The sequence below is a fragment of the Geomonas diazotrophica genome, from assembly GCF_019063885.1.
GTDB classification, from domain to species: Bacteria; Desulfobacterota; Desulfuromonadia; order Geobacterales; family Geobacteraceae; genus Geomonas; species Geomonas diazotrophica.
Genome location: NZ_CP077684.1, coordinates 1253586 through 1269528 on the forward strand (window position 1 = coordinate 1253586; position 15943 = coordinate 1269528).

General features: G+C 63.3%; 10 protein-coding genes. 8 read left to right on the forward strand and 2 right to left on the reverse strand.

Going from position 1 to position 15943, the window contains the following annotated elements; all coding sequences use genetic code 11:
- Nucleotides 1–36: 36 nt before the first annotated feature.
- From KP003_RS05505 to KP003_RS05535, 7 genes are all read left to right on the forward strand, one after another.
- Nucleotides 37–1650: an ammonia-forming cytochrome c nitrite reductase subunit c552 gene (locus tag KP003_RS05505; protein WP_216500487.1), complete on the forward strand. Its 1614-nt coding sequence runs from the start codon at nucleotides 37–39 to the stop codon at nucleotides 1648–1650.
- A gap of 279 nt (nucleotides 1651–1929) precedes the next feature.
- Nucleotides 1930–2538: a CheR family methyltransferase gene (locus KP003_RS05510; protein ID WP_216790992.1), complete on the forward strand. Its 609-nt coding sequence runs from the start codon at nucleotides 1930–1932 to the stop codon at nucleotides 2536–2538.
- 3 nt (nucleotides 2539–2541) lie between these two features.
- The gene (locus tag KP003_RS05515; protein WP_216790993.1) at nucleotides 2542–3138 is read left to right on the forward strand and encodes an MBL fold metallo-hydrolase; all 597 of its coding nucleotides are present in this window, start codon (nucleotides 2542–2544) and stop codon (nucleotides 3136–3138) included.
- A 75-nt stretch (nucleotides 3139–3213) separates the two neighbouring features.
- Nucleotides 3214–6915, forward strand: a complete 3702-nt coding sequence (locus KP003_RS21595) for an MCP four helix bundle domain-containing protein (RefSeq protein ID WP_216790995.1) — start codon at nucleotides 3214–3216, stop codon at nucleotides 6913–6915.
- 57 nt (nucleotides 6916–6972) lie between these two features.
- Nucleotides 6973–7335 (forward strand): STAS domain-containing protein, encoded by a 363-nt coding sequence (locus tag KP003_RS05525; protein WP_216790997.1) that lies wholly within the window; start codon nucleotides 6973–6975, stop codon nucleotides 7333–7335.
- Nucleotides 7332–9443, forward strand: coding sequence for a chemotaxis protein CheA (locus tag KP003_RS05530; RefSeq protein ID WP_216500478.1), 2112 nt, complete (start codon nucleotides 7332–7334; stop codon nucleotides 9441–9443). The genes KP003_RS05525 and KP003_RS05530 overlap by 4 nt, the downstream gene beginning before the upstream one ends.
- Nucleotides 9444–9617: 174 nt before the next feature.
- On the forward strand, nucleotides 9618–13484 hold the full coding sequence (locus KP003_RS05535; RefSeq protein ID WP_239027617.1) for a PocR ligand-binding domain-containing protein: 3867 nt from the start codon (nucleotides 9618–9620) through the stop codon (nucleotides 13482–13484).
- 147 nt (nucleotides 13485–13631) lie between these two features.
- Here the strand turns inward: KP003_RS05535 and KP003_RS05540 are convergent, their stop codons facing one another.
- On the reverse strand, nucleotides 13632–14594 hold the full coding sequence (locus tag KP003_RS05540) for a Tim44 domain-containing protein (RefSeq protein ID WP_216500476.1): 963 nt from the start codon (nucleotides 14592–14594) through the stop codon (nucleotides 13632–13634).
- A 28-nt stretch (nucleotides 14595–14622) separates the two neighbouring features.
- Nucleotides 14623–14898, reverse strand: coding sequence for a ribbon-helix-helix protein, CopG family (locus KP003_RS05545; RefSeq protein WP_216500474.1), 276 nt, complete (start codon nucleotides 14896–14898; stop codon nucleotides 14623–14625).
- 418 nt (nucleotides 14899–15316) lie between these two features.
- On the opposite strand from KP003_RS05545, the gene KP003_RS05550 reads away from it, so the two are divergent.
- Nucleotides 15317–15862 (forward strand): class I SAM-dependent methyltransferase, encoded by a 546-nt coding sequence (locus tag KP003_RS05550; RefSeq protein WP_216790999.1) that lies wholly within the window; start codon nucleotides 15317–15319, stop codon nucleotides 15860–15862.
- Nucleotides 15863–15943 lie beyond the last annotated feature (81 nt).

Sequence of the window (15943 nt, forward strand, 5' to 3'; positions counted from 1 at the left end):
CGGCCGGAAACCCATACACTACTGAAGGAGGAAACGATGCTCAAGAAGAATGTGGCTGTGACGGCGGCAATCGCCGGGGCGATCGCTTTGTTGTCGATCCCCGCCCTGACCACCGCGGCGAAAACCAAGCCGGTGCAGGTGGCCAACGACGGCAGGGCCAAGTGCTACGACTGTCACGACGAGGTGAAGGCGCTCAAGGAAGGGTCCAAGCACGCCAAGCTCTCCTGCAAGGTGTGCCACGACAAGCTGGACGCCCACATGAGCGACCCGGAGAAGAACAAGCCGGTCACCGTCATAGACGCAACGCTGTGCGGCAAGTGCCACAAGGCACAGTACGACAGCTTCTTCGAGGTGAACTACGAGGCGGCGGCGAGGAAGGAGAAGGGAACCCCCACCGGCCGCTCCCCGATGCAGGACAAACTCCTCGCCGGGCACGGCTTCACCATCGAGCATAACGAGCCGCGCGGCCACGCCTTCATGGTCATCGACCAGTTCGTGGTGGACCGTTTCCAGGGTGGGCGCTTCCAGTTCAAGGAGGGGTGGAAAGGGGTGACCTCCACCGGCAAGACCTGGGACGTCTTGACCGACACCGGGAAGAAGCTCCCGGAGACCGCCATGGCCGGCAACCCGACCTGCATCCAGTGCAAGACCTCCGACCACCTCCTGAAGTGGAAGTTCATGGGTGACAAGGATCCCAAGGCGAAGTGGGACCGCACCTCCAACATCGTCGACGTCGCCAAGGACACCAACAACCCGGTCGGTTGCGTGCACTGCCACGACCCGCACGGCACCCAGCCGCGCGTGGTGCGCGACGCCCTGATCCAGGCGGTCGAGAAGGACCCCAAGGGGAACATCTTCGCCAAGAACGGCGCCACCGACCTGAAGGTGATCGACTTCCGCGGCTTCAGGAAGATCGGCGTGATGCAAAAGACCGACTCCAGGATGATGTGCGCGCAGTGCCACGTCGAGTACAACTGCAACGCCGGCACCCAGTGGAGCGACGGCAAGCCGGTGAAGTACGACGACCTGCGCACCAACCACTTCCCGCTCAAGAACTCGCTGCAGCTTTTAAAGCACTACCAGGATCTCAACTTCTTCGACTTCAAGCACGCCGTGACCGGCGCGCGCCTGATCAAGTTCCAGCACCCCGAGGCCGAGACCTACGCGGGGAGCGTGCACGACAAGGCGGGCGTTCAGTGCCACCAGTGCCACATGCCGCAGAAGAAGGACAAAAACGGCAAGAAGTTCTCCTCCCACGGCGTGATCCGTCCCAAGAACCACGTCAAGGAGGCGTGCCTTGGCTGCCACCCCAAAGACAGCGTGGCCAAGAAGGCTTACGAGATCGACGCGGTGCAGAACTACGTGAAGGGTAAGATGCGCAAGGCCGAGTACTGGCTCGGGCAGCTGATCGACACCTACGCCGCCGCGCAGCGTATGGGGGTTGCCCCGACCGTCCTGGACCAGGCGCGCGCGAAGCACGAGGAGGCGCACGTCCTCTGGGAATACTGGACCGCCGAGAACTCCGACGGCTTCCACAACCCCGACCTCGCCCGCGAATCGCTGACCGGCTCCATCGCCGCCTCCAAGGCGGGGGTCAAGGTCCTCACCGACGCCATGGCGGCAGCCAAGAAGGAAGAGCCCAAGAAATAGCGGCGAAGACAACCGCGGCAAAAAAGGAAAGCCCCGCCTCCGCATGGAGACGGGGCTTTTTTCATGTATCGGACCGCCCGGCGACAGTCACAGGCGGTTTTTTTCTGTCACTGGTTGCGGTTTCCATGCGAAAACCGGCCTTCTGTCAGTGCGATTAGAAAAAAATAACCGAAAAGTGTAAACACAACATTCAAGGAATAGAACCGGGTTCCGATAAATGACACTGATGGGAGTTATGGTAGCGGTCGTTTCGCTAACCTTTATAGTCAGGAGCGTTCCATGGCATTCACGTTCTTCATGCGCGACCAGCCCACACTTGAGCACGCGGCCGACCACATGATCGGCTACGCGATGGGGCGAAGCCGCATCAAGGTCTGGGACGCCGGCTGCGCGCTGGGGCAGGAAACCTACACCATAGCCATGATCTTCGCCCAGAAGATGAACTCCTTCGGCTTCAAGAACCTGCGCATCGACGCTACCGACTATGACAGCGCCAACAACTTCGGCGACGTGGTGAAGGCGGCGACCTATCCCTACGAAGAACTGCAGCGCACCCCGGTGGAACTCTTCGAAAAGTACTTCGAACCAGCGGACAAGCCGGGCCATCACCGGGTGGTGCCGCTTTTGCGCGACCGGATCAACTTCCAGTACCACGACCTCCTCTCACTCAAAGCCCCCGGCAGCGACTACTGCCTCGTGGTGTGCAAGAACGTGCTGCTCCATTTCCAGTACCGGGAGCGAGTCGAGGTCTTCAAGATGTTCCACGAAGCCCTCGCCCCCGGCGCCTACCTCGCCACCGAAAACACCCAGAAGCTCCCCCAGGAAGTCGCTCATCTCTTCGAACAGGTGGTGCCGGACGCCCAGCTGTTCAAGAAGGTCGGGGGCTAGCCGATGAAGATCGTCCCCCTGAAGAAGAGTCCCGCGACCTACAGCTGCAACTCGTACCTCATCCTGGGGGACTGGAACCGGATCGAGGACGTCAATACCCTGATCGATCCCGGGGTGGACGATTTCATCCTGGCCGAGATCCGGGAGCTCTCCACGGGGTTCGGCAAGGAGCCGGTGCAGCAGGTGGTTCTCACCCACAACCACTTCGACCACACGGCCGGGGTCGCCGCGCTGAAGGAGGCGTTCGGTTGCAGGGTCCTGGCCTACGGTCACGGTCCCCTGGTTGATGAGGTGCTCCACGACCGGCAGTTCATCAAGGCGGGGGATGACTTCCTCGAGGTGCTGCATACTCCCGGACACTCGGACGATTCCGTCTGCCTCTACGCCCGCTCGCTCCAGGCGCTGTTCTCAGGCGATACCCAGATAAGGGTGCTGGCGGCGGGGGGGAGCTACTGCCGGGAGTACATCGAGGCCCTGAAGAGGCTCACCGCGCTGAAGATACAGAGGATATATTCCGGTCACGACCAGCCGGTAGTGGAGGGGGCGCACGAGATGCTGCGCAAGAGCCTGGAGTTCGTGCTGGGGGCGGAGATGAACTGAGACGACGGCCCCTCCGCGCTGGCGGGGGACACCATTGGGATCTGTGAAATAACGCAAGGCACAAGGGAGGTAGGCATGAAGTGGTTCTACGATTTGAAGCTGGGCGCCAAGTTGATGACGGGCTTTATCGCGGTCGCCATCGTAGCGGGCGTGGTAGGGTACTTCGGCATCAGGGAAATCCGGGTGATCGAGCAGGCCGACGCCAAGCTGTACGAGAAGGTCACCGTTCCGATGGCACACCTGCAGGACATCTCCACTTCCTTCCAGAGGATGCGGGTGAATCTCAGGGACATGATGGACACGACCGGCACGGAGCAGCAGGAGAAGATCGGGCGTATCGCGAAGTTCCGCGAAGAGATCAACACCGTCTCGGCGGAGTTCGAGAAGACCATTATGACGGACGAGGGACGCAAGCTCTTCGAGGAATTCAAGCGCACCCGCTCGGTCTACGGCCCCATGGTGGACCAGATGATCGCGCTGGCCAAGGCGGGGAAGATCCCTGAGGCCCAGGCGGTCATGAGGGGAGCGGGGAGCAAGGCCTCGCGTGAGGAGCAAAACGCAATCGAGGCCCTGGTAGACGCCAAGCTCAAGCAGGGCAAAGCGACCGCCGCCGGCAACGCCGAGGTGGCGGCAACCGCCACGACCACCATGCTGATCTTCATCGCCGTCGGCATACTGCTCGCCGTCGGTCTCGGACTCTTCATCACCAGGATCGTCCAGAAGCAGCTGGGGGCCGACCCGAAAGAGGTGGGCGAGGTGGCCAACCGCGTCGCCGCGGGCGACATGAGCGTCGCCATCGACCTCAAGGGGGTCTCCAGCGATTCAGTCATGGCCGCCATGCAGAAGATGGTCGATTCCATCAAGGCCCTGGTCGCCGACGCCTCCATGCTCTCCGACGCGGCCATCGCTGGAAAGCTCGCCACCCGCGCCGACGCCGGCAAGCACCAGGGAGACTTCCAGAAGGTGGTGGCGGGGGTGAACGACACCCTGGACGCCGTGATCGGCCCGCTGAACGTGGCCGCGGAGTACGTGGATCGCATCTCCAAGGGGGACGTGCCGCCGAAGATCACCGACAGCTACAACGGCGACTTCAACGAGATCAAGAACAACCTGAACGTCTGCATCGACGCGGTGAACGCCCTCGTTGCCGACGCCGCGATGCTCTCGCAGGCGGCGGTGGACGGAAAACTCGCCACCCGCGCCGACGCCACCAGGCACCAGGGCGACTTCAGGAGGATCGTCTCGGGGGTGAACGACACCCTGGATGCGGTGATCGGGCCGCTTAACGTTGCGGCCGAGTACGTGGACCGCATCTCCAAGGGGGACATCCCGCCCAGGATCACCGACAGCTACAACGGCGACTTCAACGAGATCAAGAACAACCTCAACGTCTGCATCGACACGCTGGATGCGCTGATCGCAGACATGAACAACATGTCCAAACAGCACGACCTGGGCGACATCGACGCGCAGATCGCCGCCGGCAACTACCAGGGGGTCTACCGCGACATGGCGGCGGGCGTGAACAACATGGTGAACGGCCACATCGCGGTGAAGAAGAAGGCGATGGCCTGCATCGCCGAGTTCGGGCGCGGCAACTTCGAGGCGGAGTTGGAGAAGTTCCCGGGCAAGAAGGCGTTCATCAACGACACCATCGAGCAGGTGCGCACGAACCTGAAGGCGCTCATCGCCGACGCGGACATGCTGGTGCAGGCGGCCGTGGCCGGGAAACTCGCCACCCGCGCCGACGCGACCAAGCACCAGGGTGATTTCCGCAAGATCGTGGCCGGGGTGAACGAGACCCTGGACGCGGTGATCGGGCCGCTGAACGTGGCGGCGGAGTACGTGGACCGCATCTCCAAGGGGGACATCCCCCCCAGGATCACCGACAACTACAACGGCGACTTCAACGAGATCAAGCTGAACCTCAACAACTGCATCGACATCATGAACAACCTGCTGATCGAGGCGAACAAGGTGGTGAAGGCGGCGGCCGACGGGCAGCTTGACGAGCGTGCCAACGCCGAGCTCTTCATCGGCGGCTGGAAGGAGCTGGTCATGGGGGTGAACAACATCGTCACCAACATCGTGAACCCGCTCATGGTGACCGCCGACTACGTAGACAAGGTTGCCAAGGGTGTCATTCCCCCCGCCATCGTGACCGAGTACAAGGGGCAGTACAACATCATCAAGGAGAACCTGAACGCGGTGGTGAAGATGATGAACGAGCTATTGCAGCAGACCGACATCATCATCCAGGCGGCGGCAGAGGGGAGGCTGGACCAGCGAGCCGACGCCACGCTCTTCGTCGGGGGGTGGCACAAGCTGGTTTCCGGCGTCAACGACACGGTCACCAACATCGTGAACCCTCTCATGGTGACCGCCGACTACGTGGACAAGGTTGCCAAGGGTGTCATTCCCCCCGCCATCGTGACCGAGTACAAGGGGCAGTACAACATCATCAAGGAGAACCTGAACGCGGTGGTGAAGATGATGAACGAGCTATTGCAGCAGACCGACATCATCATCCAGGCGGCGGCAGAGGGGAGGCTGGACCAGCGAGCCGACGCCACGCTCTTCGTCGGGGGGTGGCACAAGCTGGTCTCCGGCGTCAACGACACGGTCACCAACATCGTCAACCCGCTCATGGTGACTGCGGACTACGTGGACCGCATCGCCAAGGGTGACATGCCCCCGGCCATCGTGACCGAGTACAAGGGGCAGTACAACCTGATCAAAACCAACCTGAACGTGCTGATCGAGGCGATCAACAAGATCACCGACGCTGCCAAGGAGGTCTCTAACGGCAACCTGATGGTCTCCCTCAAGGAGCGGAGCGCCCAGGACGAGCTGATCCACGCGCTCTCCGCCATGGTCGGCAAGATCACCGAGGTGGTGACCGAGGTGAAGGTGGCGGCGGACAACGTCGCCAGCGGCAGCGTCCAGCTCTCCGCCAACGCCCAGTCCATGTCGCAGGGGGCATCGCAGCAAGCGGCCGCGGCCGAAGAGGCGTCCTCCTCCATGGAGGAGATGAGTGCCAACATAAGGCAGAACGCGGACAACGCGCAGCAGACCGAAAAGATCGCGGTGAAATCCGCCGACGACGCCAAGGAAGGTGGCAAGGCGGTCGCCGAGACGGTGCAGGCGATGAAGGACATCGCCGGGAAGATCTCCATCATCGAGGAGATCGCGCGCCAGACCAACATGCTGGCCTTGAACGCTGCGATCGAGGCGGCCCGCGCCGGGGAGCACGGCAAAGGGTTCGCGGTGGTGGCTTCCGAGGTGAGAAAGCTCGCCGAGAGGAGCCAGGTCGCCGCGGGCGAGATCTCCGAGCTCTCCGTGTCGAGCGTCGAGGTCGCCGAGCGGGCCGGCGAGATGCTCTCCGCCATCCTCCCGGACATCCAGAAGACGGCCGAGCTGGTGCAGGAGATCAACGCCTCCAGCAAGGAGCAGGACACCGGCGCCCAGCAGATCAACAAGGCGATCCAGCAGCTGGACCAGGTGATCCAGCAGAACGCCTCGTCCAGCGAGGAGATGGCCTCCACCGCCGAGGAACTCTCCTCGCAGTCGGAGCAGCTGCAGTCGACCATCTCCTTCTTCAAGGTCGACATGGCGGCGCGGGAGCACCATGCGGCGCCCAAGCAGCTCACCAGGTCGGCGGCGAAGAGCGAGGTGAAGCAGCTGAAGCAGAGGTCGGGCGCGCAGGCCAAGAAGGCCATGGGGCACGACCTGGTCCTGGCCGACATGGACGGCGACAGCGACTTCGAGAGGTTCTAGCAGCGACAATCCCCGGGCGGCCCGAACAGGCCGCCCGGGACTTTGGGTGAGGATGCTATGGAAGCGGCACAAGTGAAGATCTCCAAGAAGAAGGAGCGCACCCTGGTCACCTTCTCCGGGGAGATGACCATAGCCAATGTCGGCGAGCTCAGGGAGCGGCTGCTGCAGGCGTTTGCGGCGGGAAAGACGGTGGAACTTTCCCTGGTGGGGCTCACCGCCATCGACGTGACCGGTCTGCAGCTTTTGTGCAGTTGCCACAGGACCTCGGTGGCGCAGGGGATCCCCTACCTGTTGACCGGCCGCAACGAGGCCCTCGCGGCCATAGCCGAGGTGGCGGGGCTGCCCCGGCTCAAGGGGTGCGTCCAGGACGTGGACGGGACCTGCATCTGGCGCATCGATACGGACAAGGTGACGGTATGAGTGATGCTTTTGCCCAGGCGTTCAAGGACGAGGCCAGGGAGCTGTTGGCGGACCTGGAGGAGGCCCTTCTCGAGATGGAGGAGAACCCGGACGATCTCGGCATCGTCGGCCGCGTCTTCAGGACCATGCACACCATCAAGGGGTCGGGGGCCATGTTCGGCTTCGACGACGTCGCCTCTTTCACCCACAACGTCGAGACCGTGTACGACCTGGTACGCAACGGCGAACTGGCGGTGAGCAAGGAACTGGTCAACCTGAGCCTCGCCGCCCGGGACTGCATCCTGGACATGCTGGAGTCCGCCGAAAGCGGCACACCGGCGGATTTGCAGCGTAACGACGAGGTGATCAGAGGCTTTCGCGCCCTGGTTCCGGAGCAGGAGGACGCGGAGCCGAAGCCGGGGCGGCAGGGCCCGCCTGAGGAGCAAGCCGACCCGCCGGCGCCGACGGTCACCTACCGCATCCGCTTCCGCCCCGAGCCGGAGATCTTCACAAGCGGCGGGAACCCGCTGACCCTGTTGCGCGAACTGCAGGAGCTCGGGCCGTGCAACATAGTCGCCAACACCTGCGAGATGCGGCCCCTGGACGCCTTGGACCCGGAACTCTGCTACATGTACTGGGACGTGATCCTCAGCACCAGCGCCGGCAGGAACGCGATCGACGACGTCTTCATCTTCATGGCAGACTCCTGCGAGCTGAGCGTCGCCGTCATCGACGACGGCACCGGCGTCGAGCCGGAGGCGGGGTACAAGAAGCTGGGCGAGATCCTGGTCGAGCGCGGCGACCTGACAAAACAGCAGATGCAGCACCTGCTGGGGAAACAGAAGAAATTCGGAGAGCTTGCGCTCGAGGCGGGGATGGTGGACGCGGCAACCATCACCTCGGCCCTGGTCGAACAGCAGCACGTCAAGGAGATCCGCCAGGAGCGCCATGCCCAGACCCAGACCCAGGAGGCCGCCTCCAGCATCCGGGTCAGCGCCGACAAGCTCGACCTCCTGGTGAACCTGGTGGGCGAACTGGTGACGGTGCAGGCGCGCCTGAGCCTGGTGGCCCAGGAGCTGAAACGACATACCGAGCTGGTCTCGGTGGCCGAGGAGGTGGAGCGGCTCACCAACGACCTGAGGGACAACGCCCTCGACATCAGGATGCTCCCCATCGGCGCCACCTTCTCCAAGTTCAAGCGGCTGGTCAGGGATCTCTCCGCGGAGCTCGGCAAGGAGATCGAGCTGACCACCGAGGGGGCCGACACCGAGCTGGACAAGACCGTCATCGAGAAGCTGAACGATCCCTTGGTGCACATCATTCGCAACAGCATCGACCATGGCGTCGAGACGCCGGAACAGCGCCTGGCCAAGGGAAAACCGAGGGTCGGCAGCCTCCACCTCGCCGCGGTACACTCCGGCGACAGCGTGCTGATCACCATCCGCGACGACGGCGCCGGGTTGAACGTCGACGCGATCCGGGCCAAGGCGATGGAGCGCAAGATCATCCCCGCCGGCGCGGAGCTGTCCGACCGGGAGATCTGGCAGCTCATCTTCGCCCCCGGCTTCTCGACTGCGGCCAAGGTCACCAGCGTCTCGGGGCGCGGCGTCGGCATGGACGTTGTGAAGCAGGCCATCGAGGGGCTGCGCGGCAGCATCGACGTGAAGAGCGAACCGGACCGGGGCACCTCCATCACGCTGAAGATACCGCTCACGCTGGCCATCATCGAGAGCCTGCTGGTGCAGATCGGCAAGGACCGCTTCGTGATGCCGCTGGCCATGGTGGACGAGTGCATCCTCCTCACCGAGAAGGAGATAGAGCAGGGGCACGGGCGGGACATACTGCTCGTGCGCGAGAAGCTGGTCCCCTACGTCCCGCTCCGGAAGATGTTCCGCATCGAGGGGAAGGCCCCGGCCATCCAGCAGGTGGTGATCTGCCAGTTGGAGGGGAAACGCGTGGGGCTCGTGGTGGACTGGGTGATCGGGGAGCACCAGACGGTGATCAAGTCCCTGGGGCGGATGTACCAGCAGGTCGAGGGTATGTCCGGCGCCACCATCCTGGGGGACGGGTCGGTGGCCCTCATCCTCGACATCCCCGCCATCTTCAAGTCGGCCGAAGAGGCGCCCTGACGGCGCCCCGGGCGAGGGGCGGGGAGCGGGGAGCGACAACGCTCTCCCTCTGGACAACCGACCCGGCGCCGTTGTATGATCGCTTCGCCCTAAATAGCCGGTTTCCCTTGTGACGGGAGGGAGGCCGGGACCGCAGTCCTTCCGTCTCGTGGCATCGGTTACTCCGGAGTTCGTGTGCAGTTCGTTACCCGACGCTTTTTCATCCTCCTTGCCGCGTGCCTGTTCGGCATGCTCTCCCTCCAGATCCGCCTTGCCGCCGCTACCCAGCAGACGGTGCGCGTCGCCGCGTTCAACTTCTACCCCGGCATCTTCCAGGCCAAGGATGGCAGCATCCAGGGCTTCTACGTCGACACCCTTGCCGAAATCGCGCGCAGGGAGGGGTGGCGCATCCAATACGTCTACGGCGACTGGGCCGAGGGGATCTCCCGCATCAAAAACGGCGAGGTCGACCTCTTGACCAGCGTCGCCTGGACCAGCGAGCGGACCCAGTTCCTCGACTACGGCAAGGTGCCGCTGCTCACCGTCTGGGGGGAACTCTACGTCCCGCGCAGGGCGAACCTGAACAGCATCAAGGACGTCGAGGGGAAGCAGATCGCCGTGATGAAGCGTGACTTCAACGGGGCGAGCTTTCGCAACATGGTGGAGAAGTTCGGCATCAACTGCCGCTTCGTTGAGTACGGCAACTTCGAGGAGATCTTCCAGGCGGTGGCCGCCGGTCGGGTCGATGCCGGCGTCGTCAACAACACCTTCGGCGCCGCCAAGCAGTACCAGTACGGCCTGGTTTCCTCCGGCATCATCTTCAACCCCTTCGACATCTTCCTCGCCACGGGGAAGGGGCGCAACGCCGACCTCCTCGCCACACTGGACCGTTACCTGACGGGATGGCGCGGCACCGAGGGCTCTCCCTACCACAAGGCCCTGGATCGCTGGTCTCACGGCGACGCCGCTTCCCTCCACGTGGTGCCCGGCTGGCTGACCCCGACCCTTACCGGCCTGATCCTGTTCCTTGCCGCTGCCGGCGTCTTCATCGTGCTGCTCCGCCTCCAGGTGCGGAAAAAGACGGCCGAGCTCGTCAAGCAGGCGGCGGACCGGAAGATGATCGAGGAGACGCTCTTCTTCATCAACGAGTGCGGCGCCAGGCAGCGCGCCGACGAGCTCCTTTACGGCATCAACCGTTACCTGGCCAACTGCCTCGACGTCGACTACGCCTTCGTGGCCCAACTGACCCCGGATGGGGGCTCGGCCCGGACCCACGGCTTCTACGCCCGGTCGGGGGGCGGCAGCGACATCACCTACCGGCTGGCCGGCACCCCCTGCGACAACGTCATGGGGAAGAACGTCTGCGTCTACCCCCGGGAGGTGAGCGCGCTGTTCCCGGAAGACGGGATCCTGCGGGACCTGGCGGTGCAGGGGTACGCGGCGGCTCCGCTTTGGGATGCCCAAGGAAAGGGGATCGGCCTGCTCGGCATCATGAGCCGCTCGCCGCTGCAAAACCCCGCCCTGATCGAGACGCTGCTCGGCATCGCCAGCTCCCGAATGGCCCAGGAGCTGGAGGCGATGAACCACCTCGAGGAATTGAACCTCAAGAAGTTCGCCATGGACAACATGAAGGACGCGGGGTACTGGATCAGCCCCGACGGCAGGATCTGCGAGGTGAACGGGGCCGCGACCGCCATGCTCGGCTACACCGAGGCCGAGTTCAGGTCCATGCGGATCGGCGACCTGCGCCCGGGGTGCGATGCCGAGCGGTGGCGGGAAACCTGGGAGACGCTCAAGGAGCGGGGGAGCCTCCAGTTCGAGGGGACGCACCTGGCCCGGGACGGCCGCCTGGTGCCGGTGGAGGTCACCGCCAACTACTTCAGCTACGCCGGGACCGAGTACGACTACGCGGTCGTGCGCGACATCACGGAACGCAAAAGGATGGAAGAGGCGCTGGAGCACCGGCTGGCCGTGCTCACCGAGCCGATGGTGCACATCGAGGCGATCTCCATGGAGGACCTCTTCGACCTGGACGAGCTGCAGGCGATCCAGGACGCCTTCGCGCAGGCCTCCGGCGTCGCATCGATCATCACCGACGCCGCGGGGCGCCCGGTCACCCGCCCGAGCAACTTCTGCTCCCTGTGCAGCGACATCGTGAGAAAGACCGAGCGCGGCCTCGCCAACTGCACCCGCTCCAGCTGCTATCTCGGCAGCGCCAGCCAGGACGGCCTCGGCATGCAGCCCTGCCTGAGCGCCGGGTTGTGGGACGGCTGCGCCACCATCAGCGTCGGGGGGCACCACGTCGGCAACTGGCTCGTCGGCCAGGTGCTTGACGAGGACGCTGACCTGGAAAAGATGGCCGCCTACGCCGACGAAATCGGGGCCGACCCCGCCGCCTACCGGGAGGCGCTCTCCCTGGTGAACCGGATGTCCCGGGAAAAGTTCCGCAAGGTCTGCGAGGCGTTGTACCAGATCGCGGGGCAGCTCTCCCGCATGGCCGTGCAGAACGTGCAGCAGGCGCAGCATATCTCCGAGAAGAAGCGCTCCGAGGAGCGGCTGCTCGAGTACCTGAAGGTGATCGAGTGCTCCCGCGACCTGATCTGTGTCCTGGACCGCGACTACCGCTACCGCATGGCCAACGGCGCCTTCCTGCGCTACCGCAATCTCACCATAGAGCAGGTGGTGGGGCGGACCGTGCTCGACGTCGTGGGCGAGGAGCATTTCGCCCAGATCAAGAACCACCTGGACGCCTGTCTGGCCGGGCAGTCGGTGCGCTTCGAGATGGAGCAGGCCTTCCCGGAACGCGGGGTGCGTTCGGTGACCGTGACCTACACGCCGGTCGAGGACCAGGGGGGCAACACCAGGATCGCCTGCGTGATCAGCGACCAGACCGATAAGAAGCACCTCGAGGAGCAGCTCAGGCAGTCCCAGAAGATGGAGGCCATCGGGCACCTGGCGGGGGGGATCGCCCACGATTTCAACAACATCCTCACCGTCATCGTGGGTTACGGCAACTTCCTGGGGCTGGACGGCTCGCTCAGCACCCAGCAGCACGAGCAGGTGGACCAGATCATCGCGGCCGCCGAGCGGGGCTCGCAGCTCACCCGCGGGCTGCTCACCTTCAGCCGGAAGCAGGTCATGAACCCGCGCACCCTCGATCTGAACGCGCTGGTGGGACAGGTGCAGAAGTTCCTGCTGCGCATCATCGGGGAGGACGTCGAACTGCAGTTCAACCCGGCACAGGATCAGGTGCACGTCTGCGCCGACGGGAGCCAGCTGGAGCAGGTGCTGATGAATCTCGCCACCAACGCCCGGGACGCCATGCCCGACGGCGGTACCCTCACCATCCAGACCTGCTGGCAGCAGGTGGACGAGGCCTACGCCAGGTCCCAGGGGTACGGGGACCCGGGGCGTTACGCCTGCATCATCGTCTCCGACTCCGGCAACGGCATGGACCGGACCACCCGCGACAGGATATTCGAGCCGTTTTTCTCCACCAAGGCGGTCGGCAAGGGGACCGGGCTCGGGATGTCCATCGTGTACGGCATCGTCAAGCAGCACAAGGGATTCATCAACGTCTACAGCGAGCCGGGTGAGGGGACCACGTTCAAGATCTACCTCCCCGAGGCCGCCGCCGAAGCGGGGGCGCTTGCCGGCGAGCCGCATCTGGCCGCGCCGGTGCCGGGGACCGAGACCGTCCTGGTGGCGGAGGATGATGCCAGCGTCAGGGGGCTGGTCGAGTCGCTGCTGAAAAAGTACGGCTACCGGGTGGTGCTGGCGGTGGACGGCGGCGACTGCGTGCAGAAGTTCCTGGAGCACCGCGGCAGGATCGACCTGGTGCTGATGGACGTGATCATGCCGGGGAAAAACGGCAGGGAGGCCTTCGAGGAGATCAGGAGGATCGATCCTGCGGCCAAGGTCCTCTATTCCAGCGGCTACACCGCCGACTTCATGAAAAAGCGCGGCGTCTTCGACGAGAGCGTCGACCTGATCATGAAACCAGTGCAGCCGATGGCGCTGCTGCACAAGGTCAGGGAGGTGTTGGACCGAAATTCAGATTAAGATTTAGATTAAGAGAGACTGGAGTAGCAACATAGCGGAATCGAAAACAGGCAATAGTGTCAAAAATAGAAGGGCGCCCCCGGATGGGGGCGCCCTTTTGCATCTTTGCTCTATCTAAATCTCAATCTTGATCTTATTCTGCTGGCCCTATTTCTGGTTGATCGCCGCGAGGCGCCAGCTGTTGTTGCCCACCGGCCTCGTGAAGGTCCAGTACTCCTCGAACTTGACCGGCTCGGTCTTGCTCCCCTCGAGCACGCTGCCGCGCTCGTCGGTGGTGTAGTCGAGCAGGTTGGCGTAGATGAGGGCGGTGACGTAGTCCTGCCCCGCCTCCTGCCAGACCTCGGCGAGCTCCACGCTGCGCACCGCGATGTTCTCCAGCCGGTTCACCCGCCCCTCGCGCAGCAGACGCTCGATGTCCTCGCGGAAGACCCCCTGCATCTCGGGAGTGAGCAGGGGCGAGAGCGCCTGCAGGTCGCGGTTCATCCACCCCCCCTGGATCTTGAAGAAGTTGTCCATCACCAGGTCCTTGAAGCGCCCCTCGTCGAAGCCGGGGTCCATCTGGCGCAGGTGCGACAGCCCGGTCTGGACGTCGTCCCGGGCCGGTTCCTCCACGCGGTAGGAAGCCGGGACGCTCTGCTGGTAGGCGTCGTACCCCTGGGAGCCGTAGCCTGTCGAGACGCTCTGCAGCTGCGCCTCGCCGCGCCGCCTGCGCACCATGCGGTAGATCAGGTAGCCGATGCCGGCCAGCAGCAGGATGTCGAAGAGCCCGATGCCACCGCCGCCGTATCCCATCCCGCCTGCGCCGGCGAGCCCCCTGAAGAGCATGCCGCCCAAAAGACCGCCCGCGATGCCGCCGGCCATGCTGCGCAGGAAGCCGCCACCTGCGGAGGGTTGCTGCATCTGCGGCTGCTGCATGGGGGAGGGGGTCGACTGCTGGGACGGGGTGGACTGGCGGTACGTGGTACCCGGGGTCGAGTAGCTGCGGGTACCGCGGCTCCCGATGGAGCGTCCTCCGGCTGCGCGGGCATGGGCGCTGGTTTCCAGCACCGTCGAGCTGAGCAGCAATACTGCGGCAAAGAGTGCAAAAGCCTTGGCGATGTTCCGTTTCATGTGGTTATTCTCCTGTGTGTTGGTTGGTTCAGTTGCCGGCCAGTTGCAGCGGCTGCACCGGGATCCTTCCTGCGGTACTGCGGATGCGCCCCTTCGGGAGCCCCTTGGCGAGCCAGAAGCCGATCGCCTCGCGCACCAGGTCCGATACGTTGAGCGAGGTTGCCTTGGTGAGACGCTCCAGCAGGCGCTTCTCCTGGTCACTCACCCTGAGCGACACCACGTTCTTCAGTACCGGCTCCTTGGGCTCCTTTTTCTTCCTGGCGGATTTTTTCTTTACTTGGGTCATGTATTGTTTCTGTTCCATTTTTCCCTCTCCTTTCAGGTCTTTGCCTGTTGCAAAGGGCGCCGTTGCAGCACGGCGGCGCCGAGTGCCGATAAAAAAAAAGACCTTTACCCGGGGCGACTGCTCGCTACAGGTAAAGGTCTTGCTGTTATTAAGAATTATCCTCGGGCCCGGGTGTTGCCACCGTCTTGACGAACCAGAAGTCGGCCATTTCTCCGGCCGATAGCTACTCCCCTTTACAGGGCATGATAATAATAACGCGCCGACCGGGTGTCAACCCATTTTTGATAAAAATCGTAAACGGCTGTGTCGCGGAAAAGAAAATTTGAATCGATTAATCTTTTTCCGGATTGCTATACAATTGACCGGGTGAAAAAACGACACCGGCCGCGCAGGTTGCTGGAGTATCGGCAGCTGCGGCCGGTTCCCGGGAGGCGACATGATCAGACCAGCCAGCAGTGTGATCCGATACGCACGCTTCTTCAGGCTCGCCCAGGTACGCAGGGTGCTCGACTACGGTGCGGGTCGGCTGCGCAACGCGCTCTATCTCACCGGGGAGGGGTTCCAAGTGTATGCGGCCGATGTCCCTGAGCAGGTGAAGGCGCTCGCGGTCCATCCCGAGGCGGGGAGACTGGCGGGGATTCTGACGGTCGGTGAATTGCCGCGGGCGGGGCTTTGCGTGGACCTGGTGCTCTCCACCTTCGTCTTCAACATCCTCGCCACGCGGAACAGCAGAAAGCAGTACTTGGAAAACGTCGTGGCCAATCTGCGTCAAGGAGGTTTATTCCTCATCGAAGTCAACAGCAGGCATGACGATATAGTTCCTTGTGCATCGCTGCTACAGCATTATTACAGTTGTGACTGCAATGCTAGGAGCTACACCCATGATCAACTCGACAGGGAATTAACGCCCTTCCGTTTCGAGCGCATCTGCCACTATTACGGCAGCCACGCAGTGGCGGCACTGTACCGGCTGACAGATTGAAAAAAAGTGAGACAGCATTTTGACTTTTGACTGTAAAAAAAGTATAAGAGGATGCTAAATAGAAGTGGCTGTGGAATCAGC

Excerpts from the sequence above, each read along its gene's own strand:
- KP003_RS05540 (WP_216500476.1), bottom strand. The coding sequence starts at position 14,594 with ATGAAACGGAACATCGCCAAGGCTTTTGCACTCTTTGCCGCAGTATTG.
- KP003_RS05505 (WP_216500487.1), top strand. The coding sequence starts at position 37 with ATGCTCAAGAAGAATGTGGCTGTGACGGCGGCAATCGCCGGGGCGATC.
- KP003_RS05530 (WP_216500478.1), top strand. The coding sequence starts at position 7,332 with ATGAGTGATGCTTTTGCCCAGGCGTTCAAGGACGAGGCCAGGGAGCTG.
- KP003_RS05515 (WP_216790993.1), top strand. The coding sequence starts at position 2,542 with ATGAAGATCGTCCCCCTGAAGAAGAGTCCCGCGACCTACAGCTGCAAC.
- KP003_RS05545 (WP_216500474.1), bottom strand. The coding sequence starts at position 14,898 with ATGGAACAGAAACAATACATGACCCAAGTAAAGAAAAAATCCGCCAGG.
- KP003_RS05550 (WP_216790999.1), top strand. The coding sequence starts at position 15,317 with ATGATCAGACCAGCCAGCAGTGTGATCCGATACGCACGCTTCTTCAGG.
- KP003_RS05525 (WP_216790997.1), top strand. The coding sequence starts at position 6,973 with ATGGAAGCGGCACAAGTGAAGATCTCCAAGAAGAAGGAGCGCACCCTG.
- KP003_RS21595 (WP_216790995.1), top strand. The coding sequence starts at position 3,214 with ATGAAGTGGTTCTACGATTTGAAGCTGGGCGCCAAGTTGATGACGGGC.
- KP003_RS05510 (WP_216790992.1), top strand. The coding sequence starts at position 1,930 with ATGGCATTCACGTTCTTCATGCGCGACCAGCCCACACTTGAGCACGCG.